General features: G+C 44.4%; 13 protein-coding genes. 11 read left to right on the forward strand and 2 right to left on the reverse strand.

Features of this window, described 5'->3' with window-relative positions; all coding sequences use genetic code 11:
• Positions 1 to 577: 577 nt before the first annotated feature.
• From leuS to H8S52_RS16680, 3 genes are read left to right on the forward strand one after another with little or no spacing between them, the layout of a single operon-like run.
• Positions 578 to 3,415 carry a leucine--tRNA ligase gene (gene leuS / locus H8S52_RS16670; RefSeq protein WP_186910250.1) on the forward strand — a complete coding sequence of 946 codons (2,838 nt, stop codon included), beginning with the start codon at positions 578 to 580 and terminating at the stop codon, positions 3,413 to 3,415.
• 5 nt (positions 3,416 to 3,420) lie between these two features.
• Positions 3,421 to 4,323 carry a YitT family protein gene (locus H8S52_RS16675; protein WP_005655782.1) on the forward strand — a complete coding sequence of 301 codons (903 nt, stop codon included), beginning with the start codon at positions 3,421 to 3,423 and terminating at the stop codon, positions 4,321 to 4,323.
• Entirely contained in the window at positions 4,320 to 4,898 is a 579-nt protein-coding gene (locus tag H8S52_RS16680) for a non-canonical purine NTP diphosphatase (protein WP_186910251.1), read from the forward strand. The genes H8S52_RS16675 and H8S52_RS16680 overlap by 4 nt, the downstream gene beginning before the upstream one ends.
• 169 nt (positions 4,899 to 5,067) lie before the next feature.
• Here H8S52_RS16680 and nadA read toward each other — a convergent pair whose 3' ends face one another.
• Complete coding sequence (nadA, locus tag H8S52_RS16685) at positions 5,068 to 6,105, reverse strand: quinolinate synthase NadA (RefSeq protein WP_186910252.1); 1,038 nt, start codon at positions 6,103 to 6,105, stop codon at positions 5,068 to 5,070.
• 401 nt (positions 6,106 to 6,506) lie between these two features.
• Between nadA and H8S52_RS16690 the strand changes: the two genes are divergently transcribed.
• Together H8S52_RS16690 and H8S52_RS16695 are read left to right on the forward strand one after the other, a co-directional pair.
• The gene (locus H8S52_RS16690; protein ID WP_005655776.1) at positions 6,507 to 7,037 is read left to right on the forward strand and encodes an RNA methyltransferase; all 531 of its coding nucleotides are present in this window, start codon (positions 6,507 to 6,509) and stop codon (positions 7,035 to 7,037) included.
• 141 nt (positions 7,038 to 7,178) lie between these two features.
• The gene (locus H8S52_RS16695) at positions 7,179 to 7,916 is read left to right on the forward strand and encodes a DUF5131 family protein (RefSeq protein WP_117985611.1); all 738 of its coding nucleotides are present in this window, start codon (positions 7,179 to 7,181) and stop codon (positions 7,914 to 7,916) included.
• Positions 7,917 to 7,929: 13 nt separating this feature from the next.
• Here H8S52_RS16695 and H8S52_RS16700 read toward each other — a convergent pair whose 3' ends face one another.
• Positions 7,930 to 8,562 (reverse strand): DUF4294 domain-containing protein, encoded by a 633-nt coding sequence (locus tag H8S52_RS16700; protein ID WP_117858554.1) that lies wholly within the window; start codon positions 8,560 to 8,562, stop codon positions 7,930 to 7,932.
• Positions 8,563 to 8,659: 97 nt separating this feature from the next.
• On the opposite strand from H8S52_RS16700, the gene H8S52_RS16705 reads away from it, so the two are divergent.
• From H8S52_RS16705 to H8S52_RS16730, 6 genes are all read left to right on the forward strand, one after another.
• On the forward strand, positions 8,660 to 10,684 hold the full coding sequence (locus tag H8S52_RS16705) for a helix-hairpin-helix domain-containing protein (RefSeq protein ID WP_117985612.1): 2,025 nt from the start codon (positions 8,660 to 8,662) through the stop codon (positions 10,682 to 10,684).
• Between the two features lie 138 nt (positions 10,685 to 10,822).
• Positions 10,823 to 11,596 carry a radical SAM protein gene (locus tag H8S52_RS16710; RefSeq protein ID WP_117985613.1) on the forward strand — a complete coding sequence of 258 codons (774 nt, stop codon included), beginning with the start codon at positions 10,823 to 10,825 and terminating at the stop codon, positions 11,594 to 11,596.
• 691 nt (positions 11,597 to 12,287) lie between these two features.
• Positions 12,288 to 15,221, forward strand: coding sequence for a TonB-dependent receptor (locus H8S52_RS16715; protein ID WP_118939746.1), 2,934 nt, complete (start codon positions 12,288 to 12,290; stop codon positions 15,219 to 15,221).
• A 27-nt stretch (positions 15,222 to 15,248) separates the two neighbouring features.
• Complete coding sequence (locus H8S52_RS16720) at positions 15,249 to 16,754, forward strand: RagB/SusD family nutrient uptake outer membrane protein (RefSeq protein ID WP_128129268.1); 1,506 nt, start codon at positions 15,249 to 15,251, stop codon at positions 16,752 to 16,754.
• 36 nt (positions 16,755 to 16,790) lie between these two features.
• The gene (locus H8S52_RS16725) at positions 16,791 to 17,738 is read left to right on the forward strand and encodes a DUF4984 domain-containing protein (protein WP_117667041.1); all 948 of its coding nucleotides are present in this window, start codon (positions 16,791 to 16,793) and stop codon (positions 17,736 to 17,738) included.
• A gap of 30 nt (positions 17,739 to 17,768) precedes the next feature.
• A complete protein-coding gene (locus tag H8S52_RS16730) occupies positions 17,769 to 19,403 on the forward strand; it encodes a DUF5003 domain-containing protein (protein WP_186910253.1) in 1,635 nt (544 codons plus the stop codon).
• Positions 19,404 to 19,408 lie beyond the last annotated feature (5 nt).

Here is a 19,408-nt window from a genome sequence, read left to right on the forward strand (position 1 = left end):
TAAACTGATAAAAGAAGGAAAGGGGCTCATTACAGTTGCCAAATATATGTTTATGGGACTATTTATAACCCGATATAATTGGAATATAGCAACTTGTTGCCAAATGCATGAGGAAAAAGTAGCATAGCCAAAAGAAAATATAGCAGAACTTAAAATATAAATGAGGTTGTGCCAACGTTTTGACACAACCTCATTCTCTCTGAATTTATTAACGGCCTATTTCTCCCCTATCAGGGTTTTTACAATAAAAATAAACAAAAAGGGATGCAATCTTCACAGATTACATCTCTTGAAATATCCTAAAAAATCTTTTTTGTAAAATCCTATTGAATTAATTCAGCCATTATTTGTATTACAAACAAAAAATTAGTTTTAAAAGCACTTTACAAATATAGTGAATAAAAAGCGTATTGTCAAGTATTTCATGCTGTTTTTTTACACTACTTCGCTACAAATCTGAAAATAAAGACTTAACTTTGCACCGTTTAATTAACAGGATATAAACCGAATTAAGCAAACTATCAACAAGTTTCAGTAAGTATATCAACAAGTTTTCAACAATATAATAAAAACCATTATGGAATACAATTTCAGAGAGATTGAAAAGAAATGGCAGAAACGATGGGTAGAAAATAAAACCTACCAAGTGACGGAAGACGAAACAAAGCAAAAATATTATGTACTGAACATGTTCCCCTACCCCAGCGGCGCAGGTCTGCATGTGGGACATCCGTTGGGATACATCGCTTCGGACATTTATGCCCGTTACAAACGTCTGCAAGGTTTCAATGTCCTGAATCCCATGGGATATGACGCTTACGGCCTGCCCGCAGAGCAATACGCCATACAAACCGGACAACATCCGGCCATTACCACCGTCAACAATATCAACCGCTATCGCGAGCAATTGGACAAGATAGGTTTCTCTTTCGACTGGAACCGTGAAATACGTACTTGCGATCCGGAATACTATCATTGGACACAATGGGCTTTCCAGAAGATGTTCAACAGCTATTACTGCAACGAAGAAAAGCAGGCGCGTCCCATTGAAGAACTGACAGAAGCATTCGCCAAATATGGAAACGAAGGACTGAACGCCGCATGCAGCGAAGAACTGCGCTTCACTGCCGACGAATGGAACGCCATGAGCGAAAAAGAACAGCAGGAAGTCCTGATGAACTACCGTATCGCCTATCTGGGTGAAACAATGGTAAACTGGTGTCCGCAACTGGGTACCGTGCTTGCCAATGACGAGGTGGTAGACGGCGTATCCGAACGCGGCGGTTTCCCCGTAGTCCAGAAAAAGATGCGCCAATGGTGTCTGCGCGTATCTGCCTACGCACAACGCCTGCTGGACGGACTCGACACCATTGACTGGACCGAATCTCTGAAAGAGACGCAGAAAAACTGGATAGGCCGCAGTGAAGGCGCCGAAATCCAATTCAAGGTAAAAGACAGTGATTTGGAATTTACCATTTTCACCACCCGTGCAGATACCATGTTCGGAGTTACCTTTATGGTGCTGGCTCCCGAAAGCGAATTGGTAGCCCAAGTAACCACCCCGGAACAAAAAGACGATGTAGACGCTTATCTGGAACGTACCAAGAAACGTACCGAACGCGAACGCATCTCCGACCGCAGCGTCACCGGCGTATTCTCCGGAAGCTATGCCGTCAATCCCTTTACGGGCGAAGCAGTGCCCATCTGGATTAGCGACTACGTATTAGCAGGATACGGAACAGGCGCCATCATGGCCGTACCTGCACACGACAGCCGCGACTACGCTTTTGCCAAGCACTTCAACCTGCCTATCGTTCCGCTGGTGGAAGGCTGCGATGTAAGCGAAGAAAGTTTCGATGCCAAAGAGGGTATCGTATGCAACTCTCCGAAAGCAGGTACAGAGCCTTATTGCGACCTCAACCTGAACGGACTGACTGTCAAGGAAGCCATCGCCGCCACCAAGAAATATGTGAAAGAACATAATCTGGGACACGTAAAAGTAAACTTCCGCCTGCGCGACGCCATCTTCTCGCGCCAGCGCTATTGGGGCGAACCGTTCCCGGTTTACTACAAGGACGGAATGCCTTATATGATTGATGAAAGCTGCCTGCCGCTGGAACTTCCTGAAGTGGCCAAATTCCTGCCCACCGAAACGGGCGAACCGCCGTTGGGACATGCCTCTAAATGGGCTTGGGACACGGCAAACAAATGCGTGGTCGATAATGAAAGGATTGACAATATAACCGTTTTCTCGCTGGAACTGAACACCATGCCGGGATTTGCAGGTTCGAGCGCATACTACCTGCGCTATATGGACCCGCGCAACCACACGGCACTCATTGACAAGAAAGTGGATGAATACTGGCGCAACGTAGACCTCTACGTAGGCGGTACGGAACATGCTACCGGACACCTGATCTACTCCCGTTTCTGGAACAAATTCCTGCACGACCTCGGCGTATCCGCCGTCGAAGAACCGTTCCAAAAACTGGTGAACCAGGGTATGATTCAGGGAAGAAGCAACTTTGTATATCGCATCAAGGATACCAATACATTCGTATCGCTGAACCTGAAAGACCAGTACGACACTACCCCGCTCCATGTGGATGTCAACATCGTGTCCAACGACGTTCTCGACACGGAAGCGTTCAAGGCATGGCGTCCTGAGTATGCTACCGCAGAGTTTATTCTGGAAGACGGCAAATACATCTGCGGCTGGGCTGTTGAAAAGATGAGCAAATCCATGTTCAACGTGGTTAATCCCGATATGATTGTAGAGAAATACGGTGCGGATACGCTGCGTATGTATGAGATGTTCCTCGGCCCTGTAGAACAGTCCAAGCCCTGGGATACGAACGGTATCGACGGCGTACACCGCTTCATCAGAAAGTTCTGGTCGCTGTTCTACGACCGTACCGGCAACTACCTGGTAACTGATGAAGCTGCCGGCAAAGAAGAGTTGAAATCCTTGCACAAGCTCATCAAAAAAGTGACGGGAGACATTGAACAGTTCTCTTACAATACAAGCATCAGTGCTTTTATGATTTGCGTAAACGAGCTGTCCGCGCTGAAATGCAGCAAGAAAGAGATATTGAATCAGCTTACCGTTACGTTGGCTCCTTTCGCTCCGCACGTATGTGAGGAATTGTGGGAGACATTAGGTAACACAGGTTCTGTATGCGACGCGCAATGGCCTGCATACAACGAAGAATATCTGGTGGAAAATACGGTGAACTACACCATTTCGTTCAACGGAAAAGCACGTTTCAACATGGAATTCCCTGCCGATACGGCATCGGATGTCATTCAGGAAACGGTATTGGCAGACGAACGTTCCATGAAATGGACAGACGGAAAGACCATCGTCAAAGTAATCGTAGTACCCAAGAAGATTGTAAACATTGTTATCAAATAACAAATATGCAAATCACAAAACCAACCAAAGCGGAAGTGATGAGAGAGTTGAAAGACTATGTCTTCATCACTTTCGGATTAATTTCTTACGCTATGGGATGGGCTGCGTTCCTTATCCCTTATCAGATTACGACCGGCGGTACTACGGGTATCGGAGCCATCATCTATTATGCCACTGGATTTCCTATCCAATGGTCGTATTTCATCATTAATGCAGTCCTGATGACGTTTGCCATCAAGATTTTAGGACCTAAATTCAGTATCAAGACCACATTTGCCATCTTCGGACTGACTTTCTTCCTATGGTTTTTCCAGTTGCTGGTGAACGGAGCGGACGGAGTGCCGCCTCAGATACTGGGACCGGGACAGGATTTCATGGCTTGCCTCATAGGCGCAGCCATGTGCGGTGCGGGTCTGGGCGTAGTGTTCAACTGCAACGGAAGTACGGGCGGTACGGACATTATCGCAGCCATCATCCATAAATACCGCGACGTTACTTTGGGACGCATGATTATGGCTTGCGACGTTATCATCATCAGTTCCTGCTACTTCATATTCAACGATTGGCGACGGGTGATTTTCGGTTTTGTAACGCTGTTCGTCATCGGCATCGTACTGGATTATATCGTGAACGGTGCGCGTCAGTCGGTACAGTTCTTTATCTTTTCCAAAGAGTACGAAAAGATTGCCGACCGCATCACCAAAGAGACTCATCGCGGTGTAACCGTACTCGACGGTATAGGCTGGTACAGCAAACGCAACGTGAAAGTATTGGTTGTGTTGGCCTACAAACGCCAGTCTGTCGAGATATTCCGTCTGGTCAAGGACATCGACCCGAATGCTTTCATCTCTCAAAGCTCCGTTATCGGCGTGTATGGAGAAGGATTCGATAAATTGAAAGGAAAATGAAAAAGAAATTTGTTTTTGCAACCAACAATGCCCACAAACAGGAAGAAGTAACCGCTATTTTAGGAGATAAAATAGAGCTTCTCAGCATGAAAGACATCCATTGCAGTGCGGATATTCCCGAAACAGCAGATACGCTTGAAGGAAACGCTTTGCTGAAGGCAAGGTATATCTTTGAAAATTACCACCTGGATTGTTTTGCCGATGATACCGGCCTGGAAGTGGAAGCCCTGAACGGAGCTCCCGGAGTGTATTCGGCACGCTATGCCGGCGATGCACACAATTCGGAAGCCAATATGCATAAACTGTTGCAGGACATGGAAGGAATGGAGAACCGAAAAGCCCGATTCCGTACCGTTTTCGCACTTATCGTCAATGGAAAGGAACACTTATTCGAAGGCATCGTAAAAGGCGAAATAACGAAGCACAGGCACGGTACTTCCGGTTTCGGATATGACCCGGTCTTTATTCCGGAAGGATATACGCAGACATATGCCGAAATGGGAAGCGAATTGAAGAATAAAATCAGCCACCGGGCAGTGGCAACGGATAAGCTTTGCAACTTCCTGTCCAAGTAATGAAAGTGGCAAAAGTATGCGGATGCTTGCATTATGATAAATTTTCAGGCACGGATTACATGGTTCCGGTTTATGAAAACCGTAAATTCCATGTAATCCGTGCCTGAAAAAATATTGAAATCATTTTCATACCCTCATCGAAGAATGCCAGCGACAAGGGAATAATTCACTATAATCCCAGTTTTGCAGAAATCTCCAGCATCCTCTTGATCGGTTTCACCGCTTTCTCTGCTATTTCCGCATCCACCTTGATTTCCGGAGATTCGTCTTTCAGGCAATTATAAAGCTTTTCCAATGTGTTTAACCGCATAAAGTTACACTCATTGCAGGCACAGGTACTGTCGTTGGGCGGTGCCGGAATAAATTTCGTCTGCGGACATTTCTTCTGCATCTCGTGCAGGATACCCGATTCCGTGGCAACGATGTATTCCTTTTCGGGATGGGCAACCGCATACTTCAGCAAAGCCGCCGTAGAACCTACTACATCCGCCAGTTTCAAAACCGTGCCCTTGCATTCGGGATGAGCCAATACCACTGCACCGGGATGCTGCTGCTTCAATTCAACAATCTTTTCAACCGAGAACTGTTCGTGTACATGGCACGCTCCGTCCCATAACAACATATTCCTGCCTGTAACGGAGTTGATATAATTTCCCAGGTTTCTGTCGGGACCGAATATTATTTTCTCATCTTCGGGAAAGCTTTCTACGATTTGTCTGGCATTGGTGGAAGTTACCACTACATCCGTAACAGCCTTTACGGCAGCCGTTGTATTCACATAGGATATCACCGTATGTCCGGGATGCTCTTTGACGAACTGTGCAAACTTATCAGCCGGGCAACTGTCGGCAAGCGAACAACCCGCCGCCATGTCGGGCACCAATACCTTCTTGTCGGGACAAAGTACCTTTGCCGTTTCACCCATGAAGTGGACACCGCACATCACGATAATATCGGCCTCCGTCTTTGCCGCCCATTGTGCCAGAGCCAGACTGTCGCCTATATAGTCGGCTATGTCTTGTATTTCACCCTTCTGGTAGTAGTGCCCCAGAATGATTGCATTCTTCTCTTTCTTCAGTTGCTTGATAGCTTCTATCAGATTATCCATAATAATAATTTTTATTTCTCTTCTTTCTTTAAAAATCCTTTGATAGTGATGATGGGCTGTTAATAGTGTGGACAAATAAATCCAAATTTTCTTGCCCATGAAGTTATTAGTACAAGGCTAAACTTTATCCTTAGGTTATTAACGTAAGCAATTAAAGTTATATCTCTTGATAATAAGCTCCCTACTCTGCCATAGTCTCACTTCATTAACATCTTGTTGATAACCGCAAAGTTAATAACTTTAAAGGGATTAATCAGTGAAATAGTACTTAAAAATGTGTTTATACAGCCTTTGAAAGTTAAGGTTAACTTTTTTGGTTTGTTCGTTATGCAGACGTATTATGCGTTACTTTGAATAATGCAAATATTATTTTTAAAAATCTTTCCATACGCTATTGACACCTTTTCAACGGTTATTAACAGGGATGTGAACGGAAAGAAGTATCTTTGCACGACATGAGCCGGTACATAGTGTACAGACCGGCACAAAGTCTTACGATTATGAACAGAAAACTGAAGATAACCGAACTGAACCGCATTAGTACAGAGGAGTTTAAGGAAGCGGAAAAACTGCCGCTTGTAGTTGTATTGGATAATATCCGCAGTTTGCATAATATAGGTTCCGTATTCCGCACTTCAGATGCTTTTCGCATTGAATGTATCTATCTGTGCGGCATTACGGCTACTCCACCCCATGCCGAAATGCACAAGACGGCTTTGGGAGCGGAATTTACCGTCGACTGGAAGTATGTTAATAACACTGTTGAAGCTGTTGATAACCTCAAAAACGAAGGCTATACGGTTTATTCCGTAGAGCAGGCAGAAGGTAGTATTATGCTGAATGAGTTGACTTTAGACAAAAACAGAAAGTATGCCATAGTAATGGGGAATGAGGTGAAAGGTGTTCAACAGGAAGTTATCGACCATTCTCACGGCTGCATTGAAATTCCGCAATACGGTACGAAGCATTCCCTGAATGTATCGGTTACGGCAGGCATTGTTATCTGGGATTTATTCAATAAATTGAAGTGAGTGGACAAATATTAGTAATTAACAGCTTTATACTTGATTTATCAACCAACTTATTTGCTTATATAACAGTTATTTATTTCCTTTGTATGTTTACGTTAGTAACAGGTTTATCAACATAATATTAACTGATGTTTTATCCGGATGAATGGTATTGTAGAGAGGTCGGTGATGTGGAATTTGTGGCACGGTTGCCATAAATTCAGTGAAGGATGCAGATATTGTTATGTCTACCGGGGAGATGCAAAAAGAAATGTTGACAGTTCGGTTGTGGTTAAGACGAAAAATTTCGATTTGCCTGTACGGACGAATAAGAACGGAAGTTTTAAAATTCCGTCCGGAACTCTTGTTTATACCTGTTTTACTTCCGATTTTTTTGTTGAAGATGCAGATGTGTGGCGAACTGAGGCATGGGAAATGATTCGTCAACGCAGTGATCTTCATTTCCTGATGATAACCAAACGTATAAACAGGGTTATGGAGTGTCTGCCTGTCGATTGGAAAGACGGATATGATAATGTAACTATCTGTTGTACAGTTGAAAATCAGTTATGTGCGGATAATCGTTTGCCTGTTTACAGAGCTATTCCTATAAAACACAAAATTATTATTTGCGAGCCGTTGTTGGAAGAAATCAGTTTGGATGCCTATAATATAGGAGAGTGGGTTGAACAAGTGGTTGCAGGGGGAGAGTCCGGATATGAGGCCCGTATCTGTAATTTCGACTGGATTATGAAGCTTCACGATATTTGTCTGGAAAACAATGTTTCTTTCTGGTTTAAACAGACAGGTTCTAAATTTGTTAAAGAAGGCACTTTATATACCGTAAAACGTCAGTTTCAACATTCGCAGGCACGTAAGGCGGGCATTAATTTTAAATGATGTACTGAAGTTATCAGAGCTGCCCGCTCTCTACCAGTAAGATTACTCTTTCCGTAAGCGCATCATCTCCCGTAGGGTCGTATTGTTTTTTCAGACTGGCTCCGAACAGTGCGGCAAAGGTCTGGTAGAATCCGGCTTTAAAAGGTCCCATAAATGCTTTTACCAGTTCGTAGGAAGTGGAATGGGTTTGCCGGTCTACCAGTTTGATTAACAGTTTTCCTTGTGCAAAGGAAAGCTTTTTCATACGGGGAGTGTATTGTTCTTTCAACCCCTTTTCCACAGCTTTCAGGTGCTTTTGCCGCTCTTTTTGAGTGGGAATGGTCTGCAGGTATTCGTAAGTCTCGATAATCGCCCGGTTGATTTCCTTTGAAATGGGAAGCACTTTCTTTACATCGCGGATAAGTTTGTAGTATTTCGCCATTTCGCGCCTGTTCTTGAATTTTAGCGGTTTGAAGATGTAAACGGTAGGAAGTTTCACGTAAGGAATCGTATCGCCGTTGTACACGCACATAGGAGTGAGATAGATGCTTTTGGATGCACCGGTTTGGGGTTGCTGCTGGGCATGACAAGTCAGGACTCCTGCCGAGAGAAATGTTATGAGTATTACTATGTTAAACCGTTTGCTCATAGCGCAAAAGTACACCATTCTGCGTAATGTTGTTACATTGCTTTCATTTTTCCTTGTTCAATTAACTAATTTAAGGTAACTTCGTTGCCTATTATCCGGAAACACACTATTATAGATGACCCTAATCAAGATAGGAGTTTTTATGAGTATGCTGTTAATAACTCCTATGCTTGTAGCTCAAAATGCGACATTATCCCTGTGGGAAGAGAATCTGGAACAACTCTCCGCCGATGAAGAAGAGAGAAACTGGGAAGATGAACTGGAAACGCTTTCCGCTCGTCTGCAAGAACCTGTCAATATCAATGCCGCCACTAAACGGCAATTGGAGGAATTTCCTTTCCTTACGGATATTCAAATAGAAAATATTTTGGCGTATGTTTATATAAACGGACAGATGCAGACTCTTTATGAGTTGCAGTTGGTGAAGGAGATGGACCGGCAGACGATCGAACTGCTGTTACCCTTTGTCTGCATAAAGACCGTTAAGGACCCTTCCCGCTATCCTTCTTTAAAAACGGTATTGAAGTATGCCGGGCAAGAAGTATTGACACGTCTGGATATCCCTTTATATACCCGCAAGGGATATGAGAAAAACTATCTGGGACCTGCCGTTTACCATTCACTGCGTTACAGTTTTCGTTATGGAGATTACTTTCAGGCGGGAATAACGGGAGAGAAGGATGCCGGTGAACCGTTCTTTGCTTTGCATGACAAGAAAGGATATGATTATTATTCGTTTTACGGCTTACTCAAAAACAGGGGCAGGCTGAAAGCTTTGGCATTGGGCAATTATAAACTGGGGTTCGGTCTGGGACTGGTGATTGGCGCAGACTTTGGATTAGGAAAAACTTTCTCCATGTCTGCATCCGAATTCCGCAGAGGGGGAATCCGGAAACACAGCTCTACGGATTCGTATAACTATTTTCGCGGAACGGCGGTAACAGTGGAAATTCTTCGTTTTTTAGAACTTTCTGCCTTTTATTCGCACCGTTCTATGGATGGGGTGGTGAAAGGCGGAAAAATCGCTTCCATTTACAAAACAGGCTTACATCGTACGGAGAAGGAGGCGGATAAAATGAATGCGTTTGTCATGCAATCGGCAGGTGGTAACCTCACTTACGAAAAAAATAGATTGAAAGTGGGGGTGACAGGTATTTATTATCGTTTCAGTCATCCTTATGAACCGGATTTAAAGAAGTATGCGAAATACAACTTGCATGGAAATGATTTTTATAATCTGGGTGTGGATTATAAATACCGTTGGGGAAAGTTGGTATGGGTAGGAGAGGGGGCTGTTGGCAAACAGGGATATGCCTTGCTGAATCAATTGAAATATAGATTATTAACAGGTTATCAACTGCTGTTAATACATCGTTGTTATTCCCACGATTACTGGTCTTTCTTCGGGCGTTCGTTCGGCGAGGGAAGTGCTCCGCAAAACGAAAACGGCTGGTATCTGGCTACGGAAGCTGCTCCCTGGGCGCATTGGAAGTTTTTCGCTTCTTTGGATATGTTCTCTTTCCCCTGGTGGAAGTATCGTATCAGCAAGGCTTCGCAGGGAATAGACGGAATGTTTCAGGCTACCTATTCTCCGCAGAAAAACTTATTGCTATATCTCAATTACCGGTATAAGCGCAAGGAGAGGGATGTGTCGGGAACAGGCGGGAAAGTGACATTACCGGTCTTTCATCACAAGCTCCGTTGCAGGCTTGCTTATACACCAGGAGCTTTTGCATGCCGTACCACGGTCGATTACAACTGTTTTCGCCAGCAGAGTGGGGAAGGGCATGAGTTTGAAGGAAAACAAGGCTGGCAATGTACCCAGTCCTGCGCTTATACTTTTTCCGGATTCCCTTTGGTCGTATCCGTACAAGGTACTTATTTCCATACGGACGATTACGATTCGCGGATTTATGCTTCCGAAAAAGGATTGGTTTATACGTTTTATACTCCTTCTTTCTACGGCAGTGGTTTTCGCTATTCCGCTCATATACGTTGTGATTTGAACAAAACTTTTATGTTTCTCGTTAAGTTCGGGCAAACCGTTTATCGGGACCGTGAAACTATCGGTTCGGGTAACGATTTGATAGAAGGAAATACAAAAACAGACTTGCAGATGCAGTTTCGTGTTAAGTTTTGAAGAATAACTGCCGTATTTTTGGAAATATCTGGATGTTTATTTCTTATCTTTGCTGTGCTGATTACGCGGTTTGTCTTTGAAGTATCGGAAAACCGCCAATCGCCGCTGTTAAATCATAATTTATAAATAGTAAATCAAATGACTGTCATTTATCCGTCTCCCATATTCGGTCCCGTCCATTCCCGCCGTTTGGGAGTATCTTTGGGAATCAATCTGTTGCCGGAAGACGGTAAGGTGTGCACTTTCGACTGCGTTTATTGCGAGTGCGGGTTTAATTCCGACCATCGTCCCAAGAAGCCACTCCCTACGCGCGAAGAAGTGCGTGCCGCATTGGAAGCCCGTCTGCAGGATATGCAGAAAAACGGACCCGTACCCGATGTACTGACTTTTGCAGGAAACGGAGAACCGACCGCACATCCGCATTTTCCTGAAATCATAGAAGACACGCTTGCTTTGCGCGACAAATACTTTCCGAAGGCCAAGGTAAGCGTATTGAGCAATTCTACTTTCATTCATCGTCCTACCGTATTCGCGGCTTTGAACAAAGTGGATAACAATATTCTGAAACTGGATACGGCAGACGAAGCTTATATCCGTGAGCTCGACCGTCCGGCAGGACATTATTCCGTCCGCGGGATAATCGGGGGAATGAAGGCTTTTAAGGGTAACTGTATTATCCAAACCATGTTCTTGAAAGGCGGTTTTGGAGATAAGGATATGGATAATACTTCCGATAAGTATGTTTTGCCCTGGTTAGAGGCCGTCAAGGAGATTTCTCCTCGTCAGGTAATGATTTATACTATCGACAGGGAAACTCCTGACCATGACCTGCAAAAGGCTACTCATGAGGAATTGGATCGTATTGCAGCATTGGTGAGGGAAGCAGGGATGGCTGTGAGTGTCTCTTATTGAAAAATATTTAAAGGGAATATCTTTCACAGACGTTCCCTTTTACAGCTATATTTATAAGAAATCATTTATGTGTAACAAATCATAATGAAAGATCTGAATACGAGTAATAATCAAAAGCTTATAGGAAAACGTAAGGGATAAAAGCAAAAGGGAGCAATCAGCATAAGACATTAGGAGTAACTTGGTGAGATTTTTCATCTGATGATTGACTGTAAATCTGGAAACATCTACAAAACTGAAAAAGTGGTTCTTATTACCACATGTTTGTATTTTTTATATTATGATTTCTATTATTAACCATTCTACTAAAATACAAATTTTTAACATGAAATGTGATTTGGAGTAAGCAATTATGCGGCTCATACCGTTAAATACTTTCTTTTTAGTTGACAAAAAGAAAGTATTATAATTTGGGAAGTTTAAAACATTTTTCATGTTTTTATTTTATATAGTTAACAATCAAAATAATACTGTAATTTTGCATATCTTTTTTAATGTGAATTAAAATGCAATCATGAGCTGTTTTATTGAATATTCTAATAATATATTTTTTGATGTCATGTTGACTGTTTGGAGAAATGTTGAACGAAGAGATAAGATGTACAAGTGTGTTCATCCATTTCTCGGATGCATAAAAGAATTATATACATTTAAAAACAATTCATTTATATCATTAACTTAAAAATCAGAGATGAAAAGAGTAATTCTTTTGTTCGTCTCTCTTGCTGTGATGGCGTTCCAATTGCTTTTCGCCCAAAGTTTTACGGTGAAAGGTAAAGTCATTGCCGAGGAAGGCAATGAGCCGTTAATTGGAGTAGCCATCATGCAAGAGGGTACTAATAATGGTGTGATTACCGACATAGACGGTAATTATTCCATTGAGATCAAAGGCGTTGCGCAGGCTACTTTGGTGTACTCGTACATTGGTATGCAGCAGCAACAGCACGTAGTGACTCCACAGACACAAAAGCTGGATATCACGTTGAAGAGTGATGCACAGTTGGTGGACGAAGTAGTGGTAGTAGCCTACGGAGTTCGTAAAAAGGGAACGGTAACCGGTTCCGTTTCCACAATAAAGGCAGAGAAAATGGAAAGCGTACCTGCCGCAGGTTTCGACCAAGCCCTGCAGGGACAGACCCCCGGTTTGATGGTGATGTCCAACTCGGGTGAACCCAGCAAGGCAGCGGCTTTTCAAATCCGTGGAACCAACTCCATCACTTCAGGTACCTCCCCCTTGTTCATTCTGGACGGTGTACCCATTTCCAGCAGTGACTTCAACACTATCAGTCCGAGTGACATTGAAAATATTTCTGTACTGAAGGATGCGTCTTCTACCTCTATTTATGGTGCCCGTGCTGCTAACGGTGTAGTAGTAATCACCACCAAGCGCGGAAGGTCTATGGACAAAGCACACATTACCTTACGTACACAGTGGGGTATCTCACAGTTAGCTAAAGGTGAATGGAACCTGATGAACACGGCTGAACGTATTCAGTTTGAAAAGGAAGTCGGTCTGGATGCCGGTCAAGACTATGATTTGTTGAGCCAGACCGACGTAAATTGGCGGGATATGGTGTTCAATGACAATGCTATGCTACAAAACTACGACCTTTCTATCAACCGCGCCACCGAACGCTTGAACTATTTCGTTTCAGGAAGTTTCTACGATCAGGATGGTATTGCTCAAGGCTCTACGTTTCGCCGTTACTCCATGCGTGCCAACGCAGAGGTAAAAGCCAGCAACTGGTTGAAAGTGGGTACCAATTCCATGGTTGCCTATGAAGAAGTGGAGCAGGCCGATCAAGGTAGTTACAGTTTGTCATCGCCCATCTCTGCCTGCCGCTTCATGCTTCCTTACTGGAATCCGTATAATCCCGACGGTTCACTGGCAACCAATGCCAACGGTGGATGGACCGGTACGACGGTTAATCCGATTGAATGGATGGACAATAATCCGGTGACAAACAAGAAGTATAAGGTATTGAGCGTGCTTTTTGCTGAAGTAACGCCGATAGAGAACATGACTTACCGTGTACAGTTCGGTGCAGACTATACGCACTCTACCGGATTCATGCAATCATTCCCGAGCTATCAGTTGAACAACGGTCTGGGAGTAGCCGGTCGTCAGTCGAACGATATTCTTAACCTGACAGTGACCAATACGCTGAACTACCGTTTCGATGTAAGACACGACCATCATTTCAATGTAATGGTGGGCCAGGAAGGGGTGGACTACCAGGCTGAAGGTTTCAACGTGACAACACGTGGTCAAAATAACGACTTCCTGACCAACGTAACTTCAGGTACACGTGCCTCAAGCTGGCAGGATAATACAACAGCTTATTCATTCCTGTCTTTCTTCGGTCGTGCGGAATATAATTACGATGACCGTTATTATGTGGAGCTTGGTCTACGTACTGATGCCTCTTCACGTTTCGGTAAGGAGCACCGTTGGGGTAAGTTTTGGTCAGTAGGTCTGATGTGGAATGCCAAGAAAGAGCGTTTCTTGCAAAAATACGACTGGCTGCACAATGCACAAGTATCGTTCAGTACAGGTACGTCAGGTAATTCTGAAATTCCAAACTTCGACCATCTGGCACTGGCCAGCGGTGGTTGGATTTACATGGATGCGGCCGGTATCGCTCCACAACAGAAAGGAAATGAAAAATTAAGCTGGGAGACAACCTGGACCACGAACTTAGGATTTCATTTGGGATTCTTCGAGCGTTTCAATGTAGATTTGGAACTCTACCACAAGCGTACCAGTGACATGCTGATGGAAGTGCCACAGTCTTATTCTGAAGGAAACAACGGTTTCCGTTGGGACAACATCGGTGTGATGACCAACATGGGTGTGGAACTGGCCATCAATGCAGACGTATTACGTTTGAGAGATTTTGTTTGGAATCTCAGTGCCAATGTATCCTATAACAAGAATGAAATCAAAGAACTGTATAACGGTGTACAGGAATATGAATTGCCCAACACTTCCACCAAATGGGTGGTTGGTCGTCCGCTGGGAGAATTCTACATCAACCGCTATGCCGGTGTGAATCCTGCAAACGGTGATCCTCTGTGGTATGACAAAGAGGGTAATCTTACCACCGAATTCAGAGAATCGGACAAGGTGATGGTGGGTAAGAACTACCTGGCCCCCTGGCAAGGCGGTTTCGGTACTACCCTTACATGGAAAGGTATCTCAGTGAATGCCCAGTTCAGTTGGGTAGCTGACCGCTGGATGTTCAACAACGACCGCTTCTTCGAAGAGAGTAATGGTCTGTACACCGGATTCAATCAGTCCAAGCGTCTGCTCTACGACCGCTGGAAGAAACCGGGTGACGTGACAGACATTCCCCGTTGGGGAGTCACTCCGCAGATGGACTCGCGCTTCCTGGAAGATGCCTCTTTCCTGCGTTTGAAGAATTTAATGATCAGCTATACATTCCCGCAAGAATGGATGAAAAAGACAAATTTTTTCACTAACGCACGTATCTATGCACAAGGTCAGAACCTGCTTACATTTACCAAATTCAGCGGACTTGACCCGGAAGCATTTACTAACATGTATCAGGCACAATATCCCATGTCGCGCCAATACTCGTTCGGTTTGGAACTCTCTTTCTAATATTTTTAATTAACGAATCAACGAAAAATGAAAAATATAAAAATATATCTGCTCATGGCCACTCTGGTATTCAGCACCACTGCTTGTCTGGACAAGTATCCGGATGATATGGTGCCTGCTGACAAGGCCATCACCACTGTGGATGAAGTAGACCAGGCCATAATTGGTATCTACGCTTCCTGGCTGAACGGAGCGTTATACAGTGGCTATCTGACCCTACTGCCGGATATCCAGGCGGATTTGGCTTATGCCGTGAACGGCTACTCCAACCAGTTTGGTAATACATGGCGCTGGAATATCCTGGCTACGGAACCCGAATATGAATCGGTATATGCCGGACTCTACAACGTTATTACCCGCTGTAACTTTATGCTGGACAACGTAGACCGAGTACGTCAGAATACTACTAACGACGATGACTTGGATCGTCTGGACCAATACTGTGGAGAAGCATACTTTGCCCGCGCACTGGCTTATTCAGAATTGATTAAACTCTTCTGCAAGGCTTACGACCCGGCTACAGCAGCCAACGAACTGGGTGTGGTACTGAAGTCGCACTACGATGGTGACGAACCTACCATCCGTTCATCACTGGAAGCCTCTTATCAGTTTGTTCTGGATGATTTGGAAAGAGCAGCCGAGTACTTGAAGCTGGAAGATGATTTCGATGGAGTTCTTTACAGCACACCTTACTTCTGTGAATACACCATCTATGCACTTCGTGCACGTGTGGCTCTCTACATGCAGAACTGGAAAGACGCTGAGAAATACGCTTCCAAGGTGATTGACAGCAAATACTACAAACTGTCCAATGTGAACGATATGATAACCAGCTCACAGAACGCTTATCAGTATATGTGGTCGAATGACGAAAGTACCGAGATTATCTGGAAAGTGGGTATGACAATCAGCAGCTACGGCGGCGCTTTAGGTCAGATCTTCTTCAACTACGATTTCCAAAGCTTTAAACCCGACTATGTACCGGCAACTTGGGTACTGAACCTCTATTCAGAACAAGACCTGCGTTTTGCAGCCAACTTCGTGACACAGCCTACCGGTTATCCGCACGGACTGCAGTGGCCATTGGTAGCCAAATATTTCGGAAATGAATCTTTCATAGCTCAGAATATGTTGCATATATGTATGCCGAAAGTATTCCGTCTGTCAGAGCAATACCTGATTCGTGCAGAAGCCCGCGCCAATCAGAAGAATTACAGCGGTGCCAGCAAAGACCTCAGCGATTTACGTCGTGCCCGCTTTCAAGGCGGTAACGGAAGTATCTCGGTCAGCGCACAAAACTGGCTGGAAATTATCGAAGAAGAACGTGTACGCGAATTGTATATGGAAGGCTTCCGCCTGCAAGACCTGAAACGCTGGCACAAAGGCTTCGAACGCAAACCGCAGGAACAATCACTGACCAACGGTAGTTCGCTGAAGATTGAAGCGGATGACGTGCGCTTTGTATGGCCCATTCCGAAACATGAACTGGAATCACCGGGTAGCCAGATTCAGCCCAACGAGAGCAATAAATAAGAATAGATTCATCATTTATAAAGCATAAGTATAACAATGAGAAAGATAAACTACGGACTGATGAGCATGCTGACACTGCTGATGTGCGCCATCACCAGTTGCGGCGATGCAGAGCGCCCCAGCTACGAAGGTCCAAACTATATCCTGTTCTCGGATACGCTCACTGTACTGGCCGTACAGAACAACGAAGAAGTCTTCGATATTCCTGTAGCCGCTACAGAAGCCTGCAGCTATGACCGCACGGTAGCCGTAGAGGTTATAGACAAAAAGAGCAACGCCATTGAGGGAAAACACTATACCATTGAATCAAACACCATCACCATCAAGGCCGGTGAACGGGCTGCCAACGTACGCATCCGCGGTAATTACGATGCCATCGCAGCCACCGATTCGCTGGGGCTCACCCTGCGTTTGCTCACGCAGCAAGCCGACCAATGGGATTTGTATGAAAAGAGCTATGAAGCCAAGGTTATCCTGCAGAAATGCTGTCCGTTCGACATCAACCTCTTCAACGGATATGCTGTGCTGACTTCTACCTATATGCAGGAATTTATGCCCAACGTAGATAACCGTCTGATCAAGGCAATCATCGACCCCGAAGAAGAAAACACCATTATCATGAAGGACTTCTTCTACGACGGCTATAATGTGAAAATCCGTTTCACGACAAACGACATCCTGAATCCGCTGATTGAAATGGATGAACAGACCTTTGCCTCTACAGCCGAGGCTTTCGGCACCAACTACGGCGATGGTTATCTCCACCTCTATCAATCTAGCAGCGGTGTATCTTACTACAGTACCTGCGAACAGTTCATCTTCCAGTACTTCACACTGTATGTACCGGGCATGGCTGGCAACAATGTAGTAGGAACTTTTGCCAGCGCCATTGAATGGATAAGCAACGATGAAGCCAAGAGGCTGTATCTGGAAGGCAGCATGCTGGTATCTGAAACGGTGAAAACAGATTTTGAAAAGAAATAATTTACTAGAAACAAAAAAACATAGAATAAGATGAAAAAGAACAAATTTACGTTGGGATGGTTTTTCATCAGTCTGCTGATGGCTTTTGCCGTAACAGCTTGCGACGACGAGGATGACAACGTAGCAACTGTAACCTTCCCTGAAAAGCAAACAATTGGCGGTGCAGCCAGTGAGACTAAAAGCTTGACATTTGATGCTGTAGCCGACTGGACGCTGACTTCCTCCAGCACATGGTGTTATTTTATTACGGAAGGAACTCCGGCTGCCAAAGCTACAGAGGGTGTGAAGGAATATTCCATCTCGGGCAAGGCTGGTAAACAAACCGTAACCATCGGTATCTCTGACGAAGGTCAGGACTATGATAATACGACCGTTGCTTCCATCACTATCAGTATGAACGGACAGGAAGCTGTGTTGGCTGAAGTAACCCGTAATGCAGCCGGACGTACGTTCAAACTCTATAAAAAAGGTGCAGGCGATGAATGGGTGGAAGTATCGGCAGAAGAAGGTATCGAAGCCGGATACGACAACTACATCCAATATAAAGCAGAAGCAAACTTCCGCTTTGCCGCTACCAACCGTCCGGAATGGATGACTATCGAGAGCGGTTCAGTGATAGGTGCTGCCAACCAGGCTGTACTATTCGGCATCAAGGTGATTGAAAACCGCCCTGACTTCAGCAAATATGCACAGAAAGGCGACCTCAACTTCCAGGATGAGGAAGGCAAGAGTGTATTTACCTATACAGTTAATTACAAGGGTATGAACGCTGAAGCCATGAACTATGATGGACCGAAACCATGGAACTGGGAAGTTTCTTTGGATGGCAAGAGCTTCATTCAGACCAATCAAGGTATCTCAGGCAGCAGTGAATCCAGTAGCTACAACAAGTTTGTGGAATTTACTATCACTGCACTGAACGACCAGTTCTATCCGATCTATGTAGAAGAATACACCGATTTCCAGGGTAACCCCGGCTACGAAGTGATGCTGGCCGATGACAAATCTGCTTGGATGAAACTGGAAGTGAAGGATGCTAAATCCGGTAAGGCTAGAGTAACGGTAACTCCCTTAGACACGGAAGAAAGTGGTATGGACGAACGTACAGGTTATGTATTCGTATTCCCGAAAGCATTGTACGACAAAATCGCAGCCGATCCTGAAAACAAGGACTATGGTTTGTTTGTAAGCACAGATAGTGGCGAAGGTATGCCCGCTCTGAAAGAATTGAGATATGAATATACAGAAAGCAACTTGCTGATGAATTTTGTTCAGAAAAAGCAAAAATCATCTGGCGGTGACGAAGAAGAGAAAGCTATAGAAATCATCAGCCAATATTATGAAAATTATGGCAAAACAGTAGAATGTACAGAAATTACAGGTGATGAAGCTGACTTCTACAAAAGTGAATGGCAGGCTGCCAAAGTATTCACCATCAAAGCCAGCGAATGTAATTCTGTAAGAATAAACGTTCCTTTTGAAGTGAATTCATTTATAGCAAAATTAGACAAGGAAGACGTTACAGAACAGTATTGTTCTGCTACAGAAGATGGTACTACCACTGCTATTGATCTGTGGGGTTGCCAAGACATTGAAAGTGAGCTGACTGTAGTCATCAGAGATGCTTTATGGCAGAAAGTTACCGTACTGTTGGTTCGTCCGTAAAACAA

It is taken from the genome of Bacteroides sp. NSJ-48, assembly GCF_014287405.1.
GTDB lineage: Bacteria > Bacteroidota > Bacteroidia > Bacteroidales > Bacteroidaceae > Bacteroides > Bacteroides stercoris.

Excerpts from the sequence above, each read along its gene's own strand:
- H8S52_RS16730 (WP_186910253.1), top strand. The coding sequence starts at position 17,769 with ATGAAAAAGAACAAATTTACGTTGGGATGGTTTTTCATCAGTCTGCTG.
- nadA (WP_186910252.1), bottom strand. The coding sequence starts at position 6,105 with ATGGGCAAGAAAATTTGGATTTATTTGTCCACACTATTAACAGCCCAT.
- H8S52_RS16715 (WP_118939746.1), top strand. The coding sequence starts at position 12,288 with ATGAAAAGAGTAATTCTTTTGTTCGTCTCTCTTGCTGTGATGGCGTTC.
- H8S52_RS16705 (WP_117985612.1), top strand. The coding sequence starts at position 8,660 with ATGACCCTAATCAAGATAGGAGTTTTTATGAGTATGCTGTTAATAACT.
- H8S52_RS16710 (WP_117985613.1), top strand. The coding sequence starts at position 10,823 with ATGACTGTCATTTATCCGTCTCCCATATTCGGTCCCGTCCATTCCCGC.
- H8S52_RS16690 (WP_005655776.1), top strand. The coding sequence starts at position 6,507 with ATGAACAGAAAACTGAAGATAACCGAACTGAACCGCATTAGTACAGAG.
- H8S52_RS16695 (WP_117985611.1), top strand. The coding sequence starts at position 7,179 with ATGAATGGTATTGTAGAGAGGTCGGTGATGTGGAATTTGTGGCACGGT.
- H8S52_RS16725 (WP_117667041.1), top strand. The coding sequence starts at position 16,791 with ATGAGAAAGATAAACTACGGACTGATGAGCATGCTGACACTGCTGATG.
- H8S52_RS16680 (WP_186910251.1), top strand. The coding sequence starts at position 4,320 with ATGAAAAAGAAATTTGTTTTTGCAACCAACAATGCCCACAAACAGGAA.
- H8S52_RS16700 (WP_117858554.1), bottom strand. The coding sequence starts at position 8,562 with ATGGTGTACTTTTGCGCTATGAGCAAACGGTTTAACATAGTAATACTC.
- leuS (WP_186910250.1), top strand. The coding sequence starts at position 578 with ATGGAATACAATTTCAGAGAGATTGAAAAGAAATGGCAGAAACGATGG.
- H8S52_RS16675 (WP_005655782.1), top strand. The coding sequence starts at position 3,421 with ATGCAAATCACAAAACCAACCAAAGCGGAAGTGATGAGAGAGTTGAAA.
- H8S52_RS16720 (WP_128129268.1), top strand. The coding sequence starts at position 15,249 with ATGAAAAATATAAAAATATATCTGCTCATGGCCACTCTGGTATTCAGC.